This window comes from Bradyrhizobium tropiciagri (assembly GCF_001189845.1).
Taxonomy (GTDB): domain Bacteria; phylum Pseudomonadota; class Alphaproteobacteria; order Rhizobiales; family Xanthobacteraceae; genus Bradyrhizobium; species Bradyrhizobium tropiciagri.
The window spans coordinates 35,872-52,841 of sequence record NZ_LFLZ01000027.1; the positions used below are offsets into that span (position 1 = coordinate 35,872).

The window sequence follows — 16,970 nt, forward strand, 5'->3', positions numbered from 1 at the left end:
GCCCTGCGGCCGCCCCTCGGGCAAGATTGATCTCCCAAGCGCAGGCGTCATGGCATGGTCATGCCGTGAGGCGCAAAAAGCGCCGAACGAATCTGTCTGGGGCAGGCCGGAAGGCCGATGGGCCTCAGCCCATCGCCTCCAGCTCGTCGATCATGCCGGCGATCACGGACAGGCCGCCGTCCCAGAATTTCGGGTCCTTGGCGTCGAGCCCAAACGGCCGCAGCAGTTCGGAGTAATGCTTGGTGCCGCCGGCGGCGAGCATGTCGAGATAGCGCTCGGCGAAACCCTCGGACGCATGCTCGTAGACCGCATAGAGCGAGTTCACCAGGCAATCGCCGAATGCATAGGCGTAGACGTAGAACGGCGAGTGGATGAAGTGCGGGATGTACATCCAGAACGTCTCGTAGCCCGGCTTGACCTCGATCGCCGGCCCGAGGCTCTCGCCCTGCACGCTGAGCCAGAGCTGGCCGATCCGTTCCGCGGTGAGCTCGCCGTTCTTGCGCTCGGTGTGAACCGCGCGCTCGAATGAATAGAACGCGATCTGCCGCACCACGGTGTTGATCATGTCCTCGACCTTGCCTGCGAGCAGCGCCTGGCGCTGTTTTGCGTTCTTGGTCTGCGACAACAGGCGCTTGAAGGTCAGCATCTCGCCGAACACGCTCGCGGTTTCCGCCAGCGTCAGCGGCGTCGGCGCCATCAGCGCGCCGTTCTTCGCCGCCAGCACCTGGTGCACGCCATGGCCGAGCTCATGCGCCAGCGTCATCACGTCGCGCGGCTTGCCCTGGTAATTCATCAGCACGTACGGGTGCGCCGACGGCGTGGTCGGATGCGAGAACGCGCCCGGCGCCTTGCCGGGACGGACCGGCGCATCGATCCACCGATCATCGAAGAAGCGTTCGGCGATCTCGGCCATCCTCGGCGAGAAACCGTTATAGGCCGACAGCACCATGTTGCGCGCCTCGGGCCAGGCGATCGTGCCGGTCGCCGCGAACGGCAGCGGCGCGTTGCGATCCCAGTGCGGCAGCTTCTTCTTTTTGAACCAGCCGGCCTTCAACGCGTAATAGCGATGAGACAGCTTCGGATAGGCCGCGCGCACCGAGGCGACCAGCGCATCGACCACCTCGCGCTCGACGCGGTTGTTGAGATGGCGCGAATCCGCGACGTCCTGGAAGCCGCGCCAGCGGTCGGAGATCTCCTTGTCCTTGGCGAGCGTGTTGGTGATCAGCGCGAAGGTGCGCTCATTGTCCTTGAAGGTTTTGGCCAATGCTTGCGCCGCGGCCTTGCGCTTGTCGCCCGCCTTGTCCTGCAACAGGTTCAGCGTCGGCTCGATCGCCAGCTCCTTGCCCGCGACCTTGAAGCGCAGGCCGGAGATGGTCTGGTCGAACAGCCGGTTCCAGGCCGCGTAGCCGCTCTGTGCCTTTTCGTGGAAGAGCTGCTCGACGCGATCCTCGAGCTGGTACGGCTTGTCCTTGCGCAGATCCTCGATCCACGGCCGGTAGTGGCCGAGCGCGGGTTCGGCCATTGCGCGCTCGATCACATCATCGTCAACGCGATTGAGCTCGAGCGAGAAGAACAAGAGATGCACCGACGCCGCCGTCAGCCGCTCGGAGACGTCGCCGTAGAATTTCGAGATCGCCGGGTCGACGCTGTCGCCGGCGTGGACCAGGCCGGCATAGGAGCCGAGACGGCCGGCCAGGTCGTCGATCGCCTCGTAGCGGCGGACCGCCTCGGCGAGCCACTTTCCGCCGCCTTCCCTGGCGGTATTTTCGGCGAGCTTGCCCTTGTAGTCGGTCTCAAACGCGACGCAATCTGCATCCATTTTCTGCAGGTCGCGTGCGACCTCCGGGGCATCGATACCGGCGTAGAGATCAGCCAGATTCCATTCGGGAAGCTTGCCGGTCTTGCTGGCTGCCGTTTTTGCCGCCGGGCCGCCTGCGGTGGATTTGCGTTGGGCACCCGTCTTGCGCAATGCGGCTTCCTTGCGGAGGGCGGCCTTGCTGACGGCAGTCTTGTTGGACGCAGTTTTGGAGCGCGAGGTCATCTTGTTCGTAACCTTGGTTCAGTCGGAAAGATGTCGGCGGCGGCGGAATAAGGGCGGGTTGGCAACGTTTAAGAGTGCGTTAATCGGCATCGGCGACATTGCCCCGATTCGAGACAAATAATCGTAGCGTGCGGGGAAAACCATGGCTGCCACCATTTTGATCGCCGATGACGACGCAGTACAGCGTCGTTTGGTTGAAAACATGGTGCAGAAGTGCGGCTATGAGCCCCTCGTCGTGGACAGTGGCGACGCGGCGGTAGCGGCCCTGACCGCATCCGAGACGCAGGCGATCGATGCCGTCGTGCTCGACCTCGTGATGCCGGGCCTCGACGGTCTCGGAGTCCTCGCAAAGATTCGTGAAGCTGGTTTGAACGTCCCGGTCATCGTGCAGACCGCGCATGGCGGCATCGACAATGTGGTGTCGGCGATGCGCGCCGGTGCCCAGGATTTCGTCGTCAAGCCGGTCGGCTTCGAGCGGCTGCAGGTGTCCCTGCGCAACGCCCTCAACGCCTCGGCGCTGAAGGGCGAATTGCAGCGAATCCGCCACAGCCGCGAGGGCCGGCTGACCTTCTCCGACATCATCACCCGCAGCGAGGCGATGGCCGGAGTGCTGCGCACGGCGCAGAAAGCGGCATCCTCGACGATTCCCGTGCTGATCGAGGGCGAGTCCGGCGTCGGCAAGGAACTGTTCGCACGCGCCATCCACGGCAGCAGCGAGCGCAAGGCCAAGCCGTTCGTGGCGGTGAACTGCGGCGCGATTCCGGACAATCTCGTCGAATCGATCCTGTTCGGCCACGAGAAGGGCGCCTTCACCGGCGCTACCGAACGCCACCAGGGCAAGTTCGTGGAGGCCCATGGCGGCACGCTGTTCCTCGACGAGGTCGGCGAATTGCCGCTGGCGACGCAGGTGAAACTGCTGCGCGCGCTGCAGGAAGGCACGGTCGAGGCGGTCGGCGGACGCAAGCCGGTCAAGGTCGATGTCCGCATCATCTCGGCGACCAACCGGAAGCTGCTCGATCTCGTGAAGGCCGGCCAGTTCCGCGAGGACCTGTTCTATCGCCTGCACGTGCTGCCGCTGACCATTCCGGCGCTGCGGCAGCGGCGCGAGGACATCCCGCATCTGCTGCGGCATTTCCTGGCGCGGTTCTGCGCCGAAGAGAACCGCAACATCACCGGCATCAGCGGCGATGCCATGGCGCATCTGGCGCAGCTCGATTGGCCCGGCAACATCCGTCAGCTCGAGAACACGGTGTATCGCGCCGTGGTCATGAGCGACGGCGACCAGCTCGGGCTCGCAGACTTCCCGCAAGGGCCGACGCATCCGGTCCCGGACGGAAAGTCCCTGCAGGGCGAGCCGCTGGTGGTGTCGCCGTCCACGGCGCCTGCCATGATCTCCGGTAATGAAATACCAGTCGCGACTGCCCTCCCGACCGCTGGCGGCCTCTCGATGCTCAATGCCGCGGGCGAGGTGCGCCCGCTAGAAGATCTCGAGAACGAGATCATCCGATTTGCGATTTCGCATTATCGCGGACAGATGTCGGAGGTCGCGCGCCGTCTCAAGATCGGCCGCTCGACCCTCTACCGCAAGCTCGACGAGGCCGCGGCCGACACGCGCGCAACCGACGCCGGTTAAGCCCTGGGGCCGCCGAGGCCGTACCAGGGAACCTTTTGAACCGTGTCGTGGCGGTGACAGACAAAGGCTGTGCCGCGTGGCAAAAACGCACAGCCCGAGCGAAATCAGCTGCTTCGAGGTCAGTTTGTCGTGAGTTGCCCCGCATGGCGCTGGCTGCATAAGAGGGGCAAATGTATCGTCTGCGTTAATTGCGTGCAGGCATACGAGTCGTTTGAGAAGCCGGCGCTTTCGCGCAAGCTATGAAACCGGATGTCGATTTGAACTGTTCCAGATCTGAAGGGGCAGTTCCACCCAGGGGGTGTGAAAATGCGTGACTGTTCGAACAACCGTCGAGGATTTGACCGCGTATTGATGGCCGTCGCGGCGACCTTCCTCACGGTGTCCGCGAGCTCGGCCTTCGCGCAGGACACGCCTCGCTCCAGTGCCTCGGAACTTGCGATCGACGCCGCGATCCCGCGCCCCGAACCGGCCAACATGCCGCCGCCCACCGCGAGCGATTTCAAGCCCGACACCACCGCCGCGCTGCCCGATGCAGCCAAGCCGGCCGACGCAAAGCCCACCGATGCAAAGCCTGTCGACGCGAAGCCGGCAGAGCCGAGCGCGACGGCTAAGGCCGTCGAGCCGAAGCCCGCCGATGTCGCCACCGCGCCGGCGACGAAGCCCGCCGACGCGCCGAAGGCCGATGCACCAAAGACCGATACCGCGGTCGCGCCGCCTGCGGCAGCGCCCGCCCCTGCCACCGCAACGGCGCCCGCCGCAGCTCCGGCTCCCGCGACGGCCGCAGCTCCCGCGACCGAGCCCGCGAAGGCCGCGAGCAATGTTGCCGCCGAGGATCAGCCGGTCGCTGACAAGCTGCGCGACCTGCTCGCCAACAAGTCGCTGCGCACCTTCGATCGCAAGAACGAGCGCGCGGCCGCCGAGAAATTCTATTCGGCCCGCGAATATGCGCCTGTGTTCACCAAGGCCGGCAAGCTGACCGACGCCGGCAAGGGCGTCATCGCCCGCCTGAAGGACGCGGCCGCCGACGGCCTCGATGCATCCGACTATCCGGTGCCGGATTTCGCCGCCGCGACGACGCCCGATGCGCTGGCCGACGCCGAGCTGAAGCTCGCGGCCAGCATGCTGGACTATGCGCGCCAGGCTCAGAGTGGCCGCATGCACTGGTCGCAGGTGTCGGCAGACATCCTCTATCCGGAGCACCCGATCGATCCGGCGGAAGTGTTCACGAATGTGACTTCCGCCAAGGACGCCTCGGCTGCGCTCGACAGCTACAATCCGCCGCAGAAGCTCTACAAGGAGCTGAAGAAGAAGCTCGCCGAGCTGCGCGGCCAGGGCGACGGCCCTGTCATCATGATCGCCGACGGCCCGGCGCTGAAATATGTGCCGGCGCGCAAGAAGCAGGCCGCGGTCGAGATGGATGATCCGCGCGTGCCCGACCTGCGGGGCAAGCTCGGCGTCACCGAGAATGCCGACAGCACGAAGTATGATGCGACCGTCGCGCGCGCGGTGGAGAGATTCCAGAGCAGCGTCGACCTCAAGCCGACGGGCGTGCTCGACGAGCGCACGGTGAAGGCGCTGAACAATCCGAAGCGCGACCGCCAGATCGACACCGTGATCGTCAACATGGAGCGCTGGCGCTGGCTGCCGCGCCAGCTCGGCGCCGCCACTGTCGGCAACGCCTATGTGATCCTCAACATCCCGGACTACACGCTGAAGGTGATGCAGAACGGCGCGCAGGTCTGGACCACGCGCGTCGTGACCGGCAAGCCCGGCCAGCACGCCACGCCGCTTCTGACCGAGACGATGAAGTACATCACGGTCAACCCGACCTGGAACGTGCCGCCGTCGATCATCTACAACGAGTATCTGCCGGCCCTGCAGCAGGATCCGACGGTTTTGCAGCGCATGGGCCTGAAGCTCGAGCGCAACCGCGACGGCTCGATCCACGTCTCGCAGCCGCCCGGTGAGGCCAACGCGCTCGGCCGCATCCGCTTCAACTTCCCGAACAAGTTCCTGGTCTATCAGCACGACACGCCGGACAAGTACCTGTTCGCGAAGGACGAGCGCGCCTACAGCCATGGCTGCATGCGCGTGCAGAATCCGGATCAGTACGCATCCGTGCTACTCAACATCACCGAGCCGAACCAGCACTACACGCCGGAGCGGATCCGCAGCATGTACGGCTCGAGCGAAGTCGATCTGAAATTCCCGACGCCGATCCCGGTCAACATCACCTACCAGACCGCGTTCGTGGACGACGCCGGCAAGCTGCAGATCCGCAAGGACGTCTACGGCCGCGACGCCACCATGCTGTCGCTGCTCAGGAACAGCCGCGGCAAGGATCTCGAAACGGTGGTGGCGCATGCCCAGCCGAGCTATGCGCGTCCGCCGAGCAGCAGCCTGCCTCCGGGCGTCAATGTCGCCGGCGACAACAGCGGCTTCGGGTCCTCCGGACCGAACTTCTTCGAGCGCCTGTTCGGAGGGTTCGGACAGCCGGAGCCGCAGCCGGCCCGCCGCGGTCAGGCCCAGCAGCAGCGCCGGGTGATCACCCGCTAATCTGCTTCGCGGCCCGATTGCGATAAATTTTGAAGCAAAATCAACGATCTCGCTCAAAAAGCGAGATCGTTTACGTTAACCATTCCCGGTGCCAGCCGGGGGACTGGGCTATCTTTTGCCACACTCGCCCAGTTAGTTAAGCCTAACTTGGGGGCGGGTCGGTAAACCTCGGTTAACCCTCCCGCTTTAAGAAAGCGTTCACCGTCTTCCGCAGGGGGTCTGCGAAAGGTGCCGACCGAACGCTCGTCGACTGGGTGGGCTCATAGTGCTGGCTGTCTTCGCACGCCGCTACAATCCGCTGTCGTTGCCTAAGGCCGGGTACCAAGTCGGCCTGACCGCGCTATTGCTGTTGGCCGGCGCGGGATCGGTGCATGACGCGACCGCGCTGAACCAGACCCGCACCCTCTCGTTCCACCACACCCATTCCGGCGAAGACCTCACCGTCACCTTCAAGCGCGATGGCCGCTACGATGAAGCCGCGCTGAAGCAGCTCAACCACTTCCTGCGCGACTGGCGCTCCCAGGATGAGACGGTGATGGACCGCCATCTGTTCGACATCCTCTGGGAAGTCTACAGCGACGTCGGCGGCAAGCAGCCGATCCAGATCATCTCCGCCTATCGCGCCCCCGCCACCAACGCCATGCTCCGCCGCCGCTCCTCGGGCGTCGCGCGCCACAGCCAGCACATGCTGGGGCATGCGATGGACTTCTTCATTCCGGGCGTGCCGCTGGAGCAGATCCGCTTCGCCGGCCTGCGCCTGCAGCGCGGCGGCGTGGGCTTCTATCCGACCTCAGGCTCGCCGTTCGTGCATCTCGACACCGGCGGCATTCGCCACTGGCCGCGGATGACCCGCGAGCAGCTGGTCAGGGTGTTCCCCGATGGCCGCACTGTCCATGTCCCGACCGACGGCACGCCGCTGAAGGGCTATGAGCTCGCCAAGGCCGACATCGAACGCCGCGGCAATGGCGACGATGCCGCTGTGATCAGCAAACCGACCCTGTTCGCGAAGCTGTTTGGGGTCGGCAAGTCGGGTGACGATGAAGACGAAGGCGCGGCCAGCGTGAACGACAAGCCCGCAGCCGCGGCCAACACCGTAGTTGCCGCCGCAGCGCCCGCCAAATCCGCCGATCCGATTCCGCTGCCGCGCGCCAAGCCGCAATTCGCCGCCGCGATCCAGCTCGCCGCCGCCGACGCGCAGCTGGTTCCGACGCCGAAGGCGAGGCCTGCGATGCAGGTGGTGCAGACCGCCGAGAATACCGAGCCGCAATCGCCCGCCGACATCATCAATGCCCGCGGCTTCTGGGGCGACGATTCGGCGGCGCCGAAACAGGCATCGGCCGCGCAGATCGCCGCACTGAAGGCGCGTGAAGCGGTTGGCGGCACCGATCCGCAGACCACGGCCAGCACGACCGAAAACTTCAACAAGGCGCTCGCCTATGCGCCCGCTGCATCGTCACCGGTCGATCGCGCCAACATCGTCGCAGCGACCGCCCCGATCCTGCGCAATGTGCGCCCGACGCGCAACGCGGCGGCGCCCAGCACCGAGATCAACACCGTCGTCGCAAAGGGCGCGCCTGGCCAGGGCGTGATCACCACGTCGGCGCGGATCTCGGCCGCCAAGGGTAACGACGTCTGGATGCGCGTGGTGATGCTGGCGCCGAGCGCGAGCAATGCCATGCTGACCACGGTGCTCGGCGACACCGACATGAACATGATGCGGGCTCATTTCGTGAAACCGCAGGCCGCGGTCGCCATGACCTTCTCGGAAGATCCGATGATGGGCATGACCTGCGACCACTTCTCGGGCTCGGCGACCGCCCCCCTGACCACCCAGTCCTTCGTGCTGCGCACCGCCGCGCTGCGTTGAGCCTCTCCGACACGATCACTTCATGAGCCGTTACGCCGGCAGTCCTGCCTTGAGCAGGCCGGCCTCGTAGCGCGCCCGGTCGGGCGTGCACTTGTAGTGCTGGGTTGCCAGATGGGCTGACACCGAGAAGGCCGGCTCGCGCTTCAGCACCTCGGCCGCATGGGCTGTGGCCGCAACCGCGTTGCCCATCTGCGCCAGGGTCGCGGCGAGGAAGGCGTGATGGGTGTGATCGGGCCGCGTGATGCGAGAGAACGCCTCGGCGGCGTCGGCGTATTTCTCGGCGCAATAGCAGGCGCGGCCGAGATGGCTCCAGAAGCGCTCCGGATGGAATGGATTGAGGCGCATCGCCCGCTTGATCCAGTCGATGCCTTCCTCCGGCCGTCCGAGCCAGGTCAGGAGCTCGCCCTGCTGCACGACGACGAGGTCGTAGTTCGGGTTGAGCGCGAGCGCGCGCTCCTGGTGGAAGGCTGCCTTGTCGTGTTCGTCGCGGTTGAGGTTCAGCGCGGCGAGGATCCGATGCACGTCGCTGTCATTGTCGTCGAGCTTGAGCGCGATCTCGAGCTCGGCGGCCACCTGCGCAAAGGTCGCGTCGCGGTCGTCGCACCAGTTGTAGACCCAGGTCTGGCCGAGCACGCAGGCGCGCCAGGCGTGCGCGTGGGCGTAGTTGGGATCGAGCACGATGGCCCGCTCGAGCAGGCGCTGCGCTTCCGCATTGTCGTCCCGCTCCGAGCGATGATGCAGCACCTTGGCGGCCAGCACGCACTCATAGGCCGCCATGTTGTCGGTCGGCTTGCGCTTGACGCGGTCGTGAGCTGCGGCCTCGACACGTCCCGGCAGGATTGCCACGATCGCGCGCGTCATCTCGTCCTGGATGGCGAAGATGTCGGCGAGCTCGCGGTCGTAGCGCTCGGCCCAGACGTGCCGATCGGCCTCGGCGTCGATCAGCTGCACCGTCACGCGGATCCGGCCGCCCGCCTTCCGCACACTGCCCTCCAGCACATAGTCGACCGCGAACTCCTTCGCGACGTCCTGCACCTTCACAGCCTTGCCCTTGTACACGAAGGTCGAGTTGCGCGAGATCACGAGCAGATCGTGGAAGCGCGACAGCTCGGTGATGATGTCCTCGGTGAGCCCGTCGGCGAAGAATTCCTGCTCGGGATCACCGCTCATGTTGGCGAGCGGCAGCACGGCGATGGAGGGTTTCTTGGCGACGACAGGGGCGGCCGCCGCATTCGGCTGACCGGTCGTGGATTTGGCGCCCGATTCGAAGTGGACACGGAAAACCCGGATCGGGCGCACGATGTTCTTGACGGTCTGGTCGCCGAGATCCTCGAAGCTCAGATCTTCCAGACGATCGCCGACCTGGTCGCGGACCGCGCCGGAAATGCAGATGCCGCCAGGCTCGGCCAGCGTCTCCAGCCGGGACGCGACATTGACGCCGTCGCCGAAGATGTCGGCGCCGTCGACGATCACATCGCCGAGGTTGATGCCGATGCGAAACTGCATCCACCGCGCCGGCGCGACGTCGGTGTTGCGCTTGGCCATCCGGCTCTGGACCTCGGCCGCGCACAGCACCGCATCGACGACGCTGTGGAATTCGACCAGCATGCCGTCACCGGTGGTCTTGATGATGCGGCCGCGATTTTTGGCGATGGCGGGATCGATCAGCTCGATTCGATGGGTCTTGAGGCGCGCAAGGGTACCCGTCTCGTCAGCCTCCATCAGGCGGCTAAAGCCGACCATGTCGGCGGCGAGGACCGCTGCGAGCCGGCGCTCTGGTCCTGGCACGTCCATCTGAACGATCTGCCCGGTTACCTCGTCGCCAAGTCTAGCAAATCCCGGGATGTCACCCAAGCCTCGACGGAGGCGCGGCAGGAGCCATCGGGAGTACCCTCGGCGGACCGCCTGACGGCGTCAGGCCAGCCCGGCCGGCCGCCTCACAGCATGCCGAGCGCCTGCATATAGGTCTCCAGGATGGTCTCCTGCTCCTGGCGCTCATTGGCATCCTGCTTGCGCAGACGCACGATGGTGCGCAGCGCCTTGACGTCGAAGCCGTTGCCCTTGGCCTCGGCGTAGACGTCGCGGATGTCGTCCGAGATCGTCTTCTTTTCCTCTTCGAGCCGCTCGATGCGCTCGATGATCGACCTGAGCTGGTCCTTGGCAAATCGCGTTGCGGGCTCGTCCTGAACGGCGGCAGACGTGGTGGCCATCGCGTACTCCTGAAATGGCAATGAAATGTCGCGCGAATACGCGCCACGCGCACCGCTTGTTGCGGGCGACCCTCGATTTTGGAGCACGTCCCGTCAAGGAAACATCGCGCTCATCCACAGCGCGCCCACAGGAGATGCTGGTGGCCGCGGAAACTGACGTCACACAGATCGGGAATTAGTGGCCGCTTTGGGCCTTCTTCATCGCCGCGAGCTGCTCCGGCGTCGCGCTGCCCTGGTACTTCGCCTTCCACTCCTCATAGGGCATGCCGTAGACCGCCTCACGGCTCTCGTCCTTGCTCACCGCAAGGCCCTTGGCGTCGGCCTCTTCCTTCATCCAGTTGGACAGGCAGTTGCGGCAGAAGCCGGCAAGGTTCATCAGGTCGATGTTCTGCACATCGGTCCGGTTACGGAGATGGCTGACGAGGCGCCGAAACACCGCAGCCTCAAGTTCCGTTCTGGTTTTGTCGTCAATGCTCATGATCGTGATCCCGGTGTGAGGCGCTCACCATATTGATATCAGGTGGGAATTGTCACAGATTTTGCCATATCGACGCGCAATACGGACCTGTCCGGCCAACACTTGCCACGGTGCCACAGCGCGGGAAACGGGCGCCCGCCCGTTGACAGTGCCTGCCGGGCACGCGAAATCGTCAATGGTCTGATATAGCTTCGCCACATGAGCCCAACAGATTCTCTCGCCTCAGCTCCTCCCCGCACCATCCGCCTGATCATGGCCGGCCTCCTGCCGGTGCTGGCGGTTGTCGCGGCCTGCCTGTGGACGAGCCCGGCGGCCGCCGATTTCCGGCTCTGCAACAACACCTCGAGCCGCGTCGGGATCGCGCTCGGCTACAAGGACGCCGAAGGCTGGACCACCGAAGGCTGGTGGAATGTGTCGTCGCGGACCTGCGAGACCTTGCTCCGCGGCAATCTTGTGGCGCGCTACTACTACATCTACGCTCTCGACTACGATCGCGGCGGCGAATGGTCCGGCCAGGCCTTCATGTGCTCGCGCGACAAGGAATTCACCATCAAGGGCACCGAGAATTGTCTGGCGCGGGGCTTTGACCGCACCGGCTTCTTCGAGGTCGACACCGGCGAGCAGCGTGCATGGACCGTCCAGCTGACCGAAGCCAACGAACAACAGCCGCAGAAAGTACCGGGAATGCCGGGCGGCGTAGCCCCGGGAAGCCCCGGGGCGATGCCGGGCCTGCCAAATCCGCCGCCGGGCGCAACGCCGCCGGGCGCGCCGGGTCTGCCGCCAGCCGCTACGCCGCCCGGAAACAAACAATGAGACGACTGCGACGAATCAAGATCCTCGCAACGCTCGGCCCGGCCTCCTCAGACAGCGCGATGATCCGCAAGCTGTTCGAGGCAGGCGCCGACGTCTTCCGCATCAACATGAGCCATACCCCGCATGACAAGATGCGGGAGCTGGTCAAGACCATCCGCAATGTCGAATCGAGCTACGGCCGGCCGATCGGCATCCTGGTCGACCTGCAAGGGCCGAAGCTGCGGCTCGGCTCATTCGCGGAAGGATCGACCCAGCTCAAGAACGGCCAGAGCTTCACCCTGGATTCCGACAAGACCCCGGGCGACAACAGCCGCGTCCAGCTTCCGCATCCGGAAATCCTCGCCGCGCTCCGCCCCGGCCATGCGCTGCTGCTCGACGACGGCAAGGTGCGGCTGATCGCCGAGGAAACCTCGCCCGAGCGCGCGGTCACGCGCGTCGTGATCGGCGGCAAGATGTCGGACCGCAAGGGCGTCAGCCTGCCCGACACCGATCTGCCGGTCTCGGCGATGACGCCGAAGGATCGCGCCGACCTGGAAGCCGCAGTGCCGGAAGGCATCGACTGGGTCGCGCTGTCCTTTGTGCAGCGTGCCGAGGACGTGATCGAGGCCAAGAAGATGATCCGCGGCCGTGCCGCCGTGATGGCCAAGATCGAGAAGCCGCAGGCGATCGACCGCCTCGCCGACATCATCGATGCGGCGGACGCACTGATGGTGGCCCGCGGCGATCTCGGCGTCGAACTGCCGCTGGAGCGGGTGCCGAGCCTGCAGAAGCAGATGATCCGGATGGCGCGCCGCGCCGGCAGGCCGGTGGTGGTCGCGACCCAGATGCTGGAGTCGATGATCCAGGCGCCGGTGCCGACCCGCGCCGAAGTCTCCGACGTCGCCACCGCGGTCTACGAAGGCGCCGATGCCATCATGCTGTCGGCGGAATCCGCTGCCGGCAAATTCCCGGTCGAGGCGGTCTCGACCATGAACCGCATCGGCGAGGAAGTGGAGCGCGATCCGACCTATCGCAGCGTGATCAATGCGCAGCGCGTCGATCCCGAGGCGACGGTGGGCGACGCCATTGCCGACGCCGCGCGGCAGATCGCCGAGACGCTCGATCTGTCGGCGATCATCTGCTGGACGTCATCGGGCTCGACCGGCATCCGCGTGGCGCGCGAGCGGCCCAAGGTGCCGGTGGTCGCGATCACGCCGAATCTCGCCACCGGCCGCAAGCTGTCGGTGGTGTGGGGCGTGCATTGCGTGGTCGCGGAGGATGCGCACGATCTCGACGACATGGTCGACCGCGCCGGCTCGATTGCATTCCGCGACGGTTTTGCCAAGGCCGGCCAGCGCGTCATCATCGTCGCCGGCGTGCCGCTGCGCGCGCCCGGCACCACCAACATGCTGCGCATCGCCTCGGTCGGACCGAAGGGCGACGCGCAGCTCTGACAAGCGCCGCGATCAGCCCTGCAGCGACGCGTCGAGCGTGATCTTGGTGTTGAGCAGCTTCGACACCGGGCATCCGGCCTTGGCCTTGCCCGCCAATTCCTGGAAGGCCGCATTATCGGCGCCCGGGATCTTCGCCGATAGCGTCAGGTGAACGGCGGTGATGGCGAAGCCGTCAGCGACCTTCTCCAGCGTCACGTCGGCCTTGGTCTCCATGTGCTCGGCGGTGAGCTTGGCTTCGCCGAGGATCAGCGACAGCGCCATCGTGAAGCAGGCGGCATGCGCCGCGCCGATCAGCTCTTCGGGGTTCGAGCCTGGCTTGCCCTCGAAGCGGCTGGCGAAGCCGTAGGGGTAATCGGCGAGCGCGCCGCTCTTGGTCGAGATCGCGCCCTTGCCGTCCTTGATGCCGCCCTGCCATTTGGCCGAACCATGGGTCGTCGTCATGCGTTGCTCCTGAGGTTGGTTGAACCCAGCCACAAGCCTACAACGCCAATGCGACGGAAGTGTTCGCCGCGAGAGCTTCGGTTCGATCAGAACCGAAGCTCTAGCGCCGACCAGCGCCTTCGCCGGGGTCGTGGCCTGCACCACGAGACCGCGGGCACGTGCATCCATCACGCCGACCGCGCGCAGCGCCAGCAGCGTCACGGTCTGCACCGCATCGCGCAGCTTGATCGGATCGTCGAGATTGCTTGGTGCCAGCGGACCGACCAGCGCTTCGTGCAGGGCGCCGAGCAAGGCGGTGGCGGCCAATGCCGTATCCTGCGCCGGCAGATGCCCGGCACGCACGGCGGCATCGATGCGCATGGCGAGCTCGCCGGAAATATCGCGGCGGCTGGCGAGGCGCGATGCGGTGACGTCGACATCGACCGGCTCGGCCAAGATGCCCCAGGCGAGCTTGCGCTGCGACAGCACGTGGACCGCGATCGTCGTTACCGCGGCGGCCAGCGCCGATGACGGCCCTGGCGCTGCATCGGCGGCGCGCCGGATTGCGGATAGCTCGTCGCGCGAGACTTCCGTGATCAATTCCGAGATCAGCTCGGCCTTGGACGGGAAGTAGCGGTAGACGGTGCCGGCCGCGACGTTGGCCCGCACAGCGACCGGTGCGATCTGCACCGCCGCCATGCCGCCCGCCGCCGCAGCATCTCGCGCAGCCGACAGGATGGCGCTGCGCCGGGCAGCCAGCCGTTTCACGACCTGATGTGTTCGCCGGTAGACCATGGCGTTCCGTCCCCCCACCGTATGCCCTGGCCGGCGCCCACCGGCAGAACACACGCGTCTTCAATGTTTTGAACGATTGATCCCGCAATCGCCTGAAGAAGTGAACAACTATTCAGACGGGATGACAAGCTGGAATTGTAAGGATTTTGCGACGGCCGCATGCGACCTCCGATTGAGCCGGCGGCCGCCCCGGGCCCGCGGGTGCCCTGAGCCCACCCGATTCAGCGACAGATCGGCAGTCGCCAACAGCACTCAGGTTCGGATCAGGCCTTCGATGGTAAACCGCGAGCTAAGATCATTGCTCGAAATCGAGGCATCTGGTCTCGCGCAGACCCACGCGCATCGCGCCGGCATTTACCCGAATTTATCTGAGACCGTGGTCGAGTGCGCGCAACGTCGCGCGCGGCGTTGTCTCTGGATGTCCCCGGCCGAACCAAGAAAGCGCATGTCACTCTCCATCACCAGCAGCGTGAGCAGCCGTAGCTCTGTGCGAGGACTGGTGCCGCTGTGCGCGGCCGTAGGCGCCTATCTGTTTTATCTCTCCGCCGGTGAAATCCTGCTGCGCGATTCCGACACGGAATGGCAGATCAAGGTCGGACAGTGGATCCTCGAACACGGCGCGATGCCGACATCGGACGTGTTCTCCTTCACCCGTTTCGGCGAGCCGTGGATTTCGAGCTCGTGGCTGTCGCAGGTGGCGTACGCCCTCGTCTATGGCGGCGATTGGGCCGGGCCGGTGATCCTGACGTCGATCGCGATCGGCGCGACGGTCGGGATCTTGCTGCATCTCTTGAACTCGTATTTCGATCCGGCGCGTGCGATCCTGATCGCCGCGCTGGCGCTGCTGTTGTCGACGATCCACTTCTTCGCGCGGCCGCATGTGCTGGCGCTGCCGGTGCTGCTGGCGTTCATCGGCGGCCTGATGGCGGCTGCGGATCGCCGCACTTATCCATCATGGTGGCTGCTGCCGCTGATGGCGCTATGGGCCAATCTGCATGGCGGCTTCGTGCTCGGCCTTGCGCTGATCGGGCCGATCGGACTGGAGGCGGTGTGGAGCGCAGAGCCGAGCCGCCGCCGCGAGCTCATCGTGCGATGGGAACTGTTCGGCATCGCGGCGCTGGCCGCGAGCTGCGTCACGCCCTACGGCTGGAACAGCCTGCTCGGCGCGACCAAGATCCTCAGCCTCGGCAAGCTGCTGACGCTGATCGGCGAGTGGATGCCCGCGGATTTCAGCAAGCCCAGCTTCTTCGAAGCCACGCTGCTCGGCCTGATCGGCCTGATCTGCTATCGCGGGCTGACGCTGTCGGTGCCGCGGATCCTGCTGCTGCTCGGGTTGGTCTGGATGGCGCTGAGCCATATCCGCAACATCGAGGTGTTCGCGTTCATCGCGCCGCTGGTGCTCGCCAAGCCGATATCAGAACAATGGGGGATGGCGGCCGTCACCGCCGCCCGCTTCGAGGTGCGCCGCTCGCTCCCCGTCGTCACGATCCTGGCGGCTGTCGCGATGGTGATCGGGGCGTGGATGACCACGACGATGTTTGTCGCGCAGCACCAGTTCAAATTCCTGCCGGTGTTCTGGCCCGCTGCCGCGGTCGACGTCCTCCAGCAGCACAAGGCGCAGCGCGTGTTCAATACCGCGCCGTTCGGCGGCTATCTGGTGAGCCGCGACATCAAGGTGTTCATCGACGGCCGCGCCGAGCTGTATGGCGAGCAATTCGTGCTCGACTATTACGCCGCGCTCGATGCCCGCGACGCCGGCCAGCTGCTCGACCTGCTCGACAAATACCGCATCGACGCCACGCTGCTGAGCTCGGACTCTCCGGCCGGAAACGCGCTGGATCACCTCAAGGGCTGGAAGCGGCTGTACAAGGACGACGTCGCCGTCATCCATGTGCGATCGGACGAGACGAGGGCCGGGGCGATGCCGGCGGCTACGGGTTCGAACTAACCGGCGCCGCATAGGTCCAAAATCGCATCGCCGCCCCCGTCATCCTGATGTGCGAGCAAAGCGAGCCTCGAAGGATGAATCGGCCACCAGCCGGGCCGTCGATCCTTCGAGACGCCGCTGCGCGGCTCCTCAGGATGACGGGATTAACCCCGGTGCTTAGTTCAAGCTCGTTCAACCCCAGCCTTCAATTTCCCGTCTGCAACTCGCCGAAGCGATCCCAGCTCTTGCCGTTGAAGCGCATCAGCTGCATCTGGTCCACCGGCACGTGATCGGCCGGCGACGTGTTGACCTTGATGCCCGGCAGCAGCATCGGCAATGCTACGGCGCCACGGCGGAGGCCAAGCCTATTCGCCTCAGCAATCTCAGCGCTTGCTTCGCTCTTTGACCGGGATCACGAATTTCAGCCCCGACCATATCGCATCGACGGCGCAGACCTTGATGTCGACCAGGCCGGCCGCGAGCCCGGCCTCGCGCACAGCCCTGTCGTCGAGGTCAGTGGCAACGCCTGAGCTCTTCTTCGGCCACGACACCCAGATCATGCCGTCGGGCGCGATCGCCTCCCGGTAGCGTCGCAGCCTGGCTGAGAGCCCCTTGGCTGTGGTGGCGAACAGATGCACGGCATCGAGCGGCGCCCGCGCCGTCTTCGCGATCCGCAGCTCGGCAGGCAGTTCGCCGACGATGTCGCTGTACGGGACGGACAGCCCGTCGACAAAAATACAAAAGCCCGGCTTGAGGCCGAGCTTTTGCACAATCGGTTTGCCGGAGGTGCCGGCCAT

General features: G+C 65.6%; 12 protein-coding genes and 2 pseudogenes. 6 read left to right on the top strand and 8 right to left on the bottom strand.

Annotated features, from left to right (window positions below; translation table 11 throughout):
* Positions 1-124: 124 nt before the first annotated feature.
* A complete protein-coding gene (locus AKN84_RS21805; RefSeq protein ID WP_050422678.1) occupies positions 125-2,041 on the bottom strand; it encodes a M3 family oligoendopeptidase in 1,917 nt (638 codons plus the stop codon).
* Between the two features lie 142 nt (positions 2,042-2,183).
* Between AKN84_RS21805 and AKN84_RS21810 the strand changes: the two genes are divergently transcribed.
* From AKN84_RS21810 to AKN84_RS21820, 3 genes are all read left to right on the top strand, one after another.
* Positions 2,184-3,674: a sigma-54-dependent transcriptional regulator gene (locus AKN84_RS21810; RefSeq protein ID WP_050422679.1), complete on the top strand. Its 1,491-nt coding sequence runs from the start codon at positions 2,184-2,186 to the stop codon at positions 3,672-3,674.
* 306 nt (positions 3,675-3,980) lie between these two features.
* Positions 3,981-6,230: a L,D-transpeptidase family protein gene (locus tag AKN84_RS21815; protein WP_050422680.1), complete on the top strand. Its 2,250-nt coding sequence runs from the start codon at positions 3,981-3,983 to the stop codon at positions 6,228-6,230.
* Positions 6,231-6,495: 265 nt separating this feature from the next.
* On the top strand, positions 6,496-8,097 hold the full coding sequence (locus AKN84_RS21820; protein WP_050422681.1) for a peptidoglycan L,D-endopeptidase MepK: 1,602 nt from the start codon (positions 6,496-6,498) through the stop codon (positions 8,095-8,097).
* Between the two features lie 30 nt (positions 8,098-8,127).
* On the opposite strand, the gene AKN84_RS21825 is transcribed toward AKN84_RS21820, so the two are convergent.
* The 3 genes from AKN84_RS21825 to AKN84_RS21835 form a co-directional block, all read right to left on the bottom strand.
* A complete protein-coding gene (locus AKN84_RS21825; protein ID WP_050422682.1) occupies positions 8,128-9,891 on the bottom strand; it encodes an adenylate/guanylate cyclase domain-containing protein in 1,764 nt (587 codons plus the stop codon).
* A 143-nt stretch (positions 9,892-10,034) separates the two neighbouring features.
* On the bottom strand, positions 10,035-10,307 hold the full coding sequence (locus AKN84_RS21830) for a DUF2312 domain-containing protein (RefSeq protein WP_050422683.1): 273 nt from the start codon (positions 10,305-10,307) through the stop codon (positions 10,035-10,037).
* A 175-nt stretch (positions 10,308-10,482) separates the two neighbouring features.
* Positions 10,483-10,785, bottom strand: coding sequence for a DUF1244 domain-containing protein (locus AKN84_RS21835; RefSeq protein ID WP_050422684.1), 303 nt, complete (start codon positions 10,783-10,785; stop codon positions 10,483-10,485).
* Between the two features lie 198 nt (positions 10,786-10,983).
* Here AKN84_RS21835 and AKN84_RS21840 point away from each other — a divergent pair, with 198 nt between their 5' ends.
* Both AKN84_RS21840 and pyk read left to right on the top strand, forming a co-directional pair.
* Positions 10,984-11,598 carry a DUF1036 domain-containing protein gene (locus tag AKN84_RS21840; protein WP_050422685.1) on the top strand — a complete coding sequence of 205 codons (615 nt, stop codon included), beginning with the start codon at positions 10,984-10,986 and terminating at the stop codon, positions 11,596-11,598.
* Entirely contained in the window at positions 11,595-13,031 is a 1,437-nt protein-coding gene (pyk, locus tag AKN84_RS21845) for a pyruvate kinase (protein WP_050422686.1), read from the top strand. The genes AKN84_RS21840 and pyk overlap by 4 nt, the downstream gene beginning before the upstream one ends.
* 12 nt (positions 13,032-13,043) lie before the next feature.
* Here the strand turns inward: pyk and AKN84_RS45830 are convergent, their stop codons facing one another.
* Complete coding sequence (locus AKN84_RS45830; RefSeq protein WP_128971061.1) at positions 13,044-13,472, bottom strand: OsmC family protein; 429 nt, start codon at positions 13,470-13,472, stop codon at positions 13,044-13,046.
* 102 nt (positions 13,473-13,574) lie between these two features.
* Positions 13,575-14,246: pseudogene (locus tag AKN84_RS21850) on the bottom strand (TetR/AcrR family transcriptional regulator); the annotation flags it as partial.
* 445 nt (positions 14,247-14,691) lie between these two features.
* Between AKN84_RS21850 and AKN84_RS21855 the strand changes: the two are divergent.
* Positions 14,692-16,194 carry a hypothetical protein gene (locus tag AKN84_RS21855; protein ID WP_050422687.1) on the top strand — a complete coding sequence of 501 codons (1,503 nt, stop codon included), beginning with the start codon at positions 14,692-14,694 and terminating at the stop codon, positions 16,192-16,194.
* A gap of 184 nt (positions 16,195-16,378) precedes the next feature.
* On the opposite strand, the pseudogene AKN84_RS45835 reads toward AKN84_RS21855, so the two are convergent.
* Both AKN84_RS45835 and AKN84_RS21860 read right to left on the bottom strand, forming a co-directional pair.
* A pseudogene (locus tag AKN84_RS45835) lies at positions 16,379-16,510 on the bottom strand (ABC transporter substrate-binding protein); the annotation flags it as partial.
* A 46-nt stretch (positions 16,511-16,556) separates the two neighbouring features.
* Positions 16,557-16,970: a DUF3052 family protein gene (locus AKN84_RS21860; protein ID WP_050422688.1), complete on the bottom strand. Its 414-nt coding sequence runs from the start codon at positions 16,968-16,970 to the stop codon at positions 16,557-16,559.

What these genes read in the sequence shown, in the direction of transcription:
- AKN84_RS21805 (WP_050422678.1), bottom strand. Translation starts at nt 2,041, where the DNA reads ATGACCTCGCGCTCCAAAACTGCGTCCAACAAGACTGCCGTCAGCAAG.
- AKN84_RS21810 (WP_050422679.1), top strand. Translation starts at nt 2,184, where the DNA reads ATGGCTGCCACCATTTTGATCGCCGATGACGACGCAGTACAGCGTCGT.
- AKN84_RS21815 (WP_050422680.1), top strand. Translation starts at nt 3,981, where the DNA reads ATGCGTGACTGTTCGAACAACCGTCGAGGATTTGACCGCGTATTGATG.
- AKN84_RS21825 (WP_050422682.1), bottom strand. Translation starts at nt 9,891, where the DNA reads ATGGACGTGCCAGGACCAGAGCGCCGGCTCGCAGCGGTCCTCGCCGCC.
- AKN84_RS21830 (WP_050422683.1), bottom strand. Translation starts at nt 10,307, where the DNA reads ATGGCCACCACGTCTGCCGCCGTTCAGGACGAGCCCGCAACGCGATTT.
- AKN84_RS21835 (WP_050422684.1), bottom strand. Translation starts at nt 10,785, where the DNA reads ATGAGCATTGACGACAAAACCAGAACGGAACTTGAGGCTGCGGTGTTT.
- AKN84_RS21840 (WP_050422685.1), top strand. Translation starts at nt 10,984, where the DNA reads ATGAGCCCAACAGATTCTCTCGCCTCAGCTCCTCCCCGCACCATCCGC.
- pyk (WP_050422686.1), top strand. Translation starts at nt 11,595, where the DNA reads ATGAGACGACTGCGACGAATCAAGATCCTCGCAACGCTCGGCCCGGCC.
- AKN84_RS45830 (WP_128971061.1), bottom strand. Translation starts at nt 13,472, where the DNA reads ATGACGACGACCCATGGTTCGGCCAAATGGCAGGGCGGCATCAAGGAC.
- AKN84_RS21855 (WP_050422687.1), top strand. Translation starts at nt 14,692, where the DNA reads ATGTCACTCTCCATCACCAGCAGCGTGAGCAGCCGTAGCTCTGTGCGA.
- AKN84_RS21860 (WP_050422688.1), bottom strand. Translation starts at nt 16,970, where the DNA reads ATGGCCGGCACCTCCGGCAAACCGATTGTGCAAAAGCTCGGCCTCAAG.